The following is a 1,250-nucleotide window of genomic DNA, read 5'->3' as shown; positions in this document are numbered from 1 at the left end:
GCTGCGCAGCATTCGCGGGCTTTACTCCAGCAACGATCGCAGCTACAGCTATGTGGGCGCACGGGGCTTTCTAAGGGCCGGCGACTACAACTCGCGCTTTCTGCTGCAGATCGACGGTACACGCATTAACGACGCGGTGTTCGATCAGGCCTTGCTGGGACAGGAATTCCCGCTGGACCTGGAACTGGTGGACCGCATCGAGTTTGTGCCCGGTCCGGGTTCCTCGATTTATGGCGCGAATGCCTTCTTCGGCGTCATCAACGTCATCACCAAGCGCGCCCGCGATCTGGAGGGCGTACGCGCCACAATCGAAGGCGGCCAATCCGGTGCGCGGCGTGGCGCTGCCAGCTACGCCTGGCGCGATGGCGCAAGCGAAATGCTGTTCTCCGCCAGCCGCTATGCCAGCGATGGGCGGGATCTCTACGTCCCGGAATACAAGGCCACGGCGCACGGACTCGATTGGGAAAGCGGTGAGCGCTTTTACGCGCGCGGCCAGCATGGCCCATTCACCCTGACCCTGCTGGGCGGCGAGCGGCGCAAAGGCACGCCCACCGCGACCTACGGCCAGCCCTTCGACGTGCCGGGCGGCAGCCTGACCGACCGTTTCAATCTGGCCGAACTGGCCTATCGCAGCAACGTCGCGGAGCAAGGCGAACTAACCGTGCGCGTGTATCGCGGCGACTATGATTATCTCGGCAACTACGTCAACGATGATGCGATCTACAGTCTCAATCGCGATGAAACGCGCAGCCGCTGGTGGGGCGCGGACACCAGCATCTATCTGCCTTTGTCGGCATCGCACAAACTGGTGACGGGCGCCGAATACCAGTACAACTATCAGCTGGTCCAGCTCAACTACGACACCGATCCTTACGCGCTGCTGCTGGACGATCAGCACCGTTACCGGCGCTACGGGCTGTACGCGCAAGACGAAATCACACTGGCGCCTGGCCTGCTGCTCAATGCCGGCGCGCGTTTTGACCGCGACAGCCGCAGCGGCGGCGCCTTCAGTCCGCGCCTGGCGCTGATTGCCGATATCGCACGCGCCACCACACTGAAAGCCATGTATGGCACCGCCTTCCGCTCGCCCAATAGCTACGAGCTGTATTACACGGTGGGCGGCGACGGCGGCCAGTTGGGCAATCCGGGACTGAACCGGGAACGCATCCGCACTACCGAAGTCGTGCTGGTGCGCGAGCTGGCAGGCAATGCGCGGCTGACAGTCACCGCCTTCCGCAATCAGTTGAGCG

1 protein-coding gene is annotated in these 1,250 nt (G+C 63.2%); it reads left to right on the top strand.

Features of this window, described 5'->3' with window-relative positions; genetic code table 11:
* A partial coding sequence (locus AB4Z11_RS32070) for a TonB-dependent receptor plug domain-containing protein (RefSeq protein WP_442030267.1) occupies positions 1–1,250 on the top strand: 1,250 nt, incomplete at both ends.

This window comes from Pseudoduganella sp. RAF53_2 (genome assembly GCF_052113985.1).
Lineage (GTDB): Bacteria > Pseudomonadota > Gammaproteobacteria > Burkholderiales > Burkholderiaceae_D > Rugamonas.
This window is presented reverse-complemented; position numbering and strand designations above follow the sequence as displayed.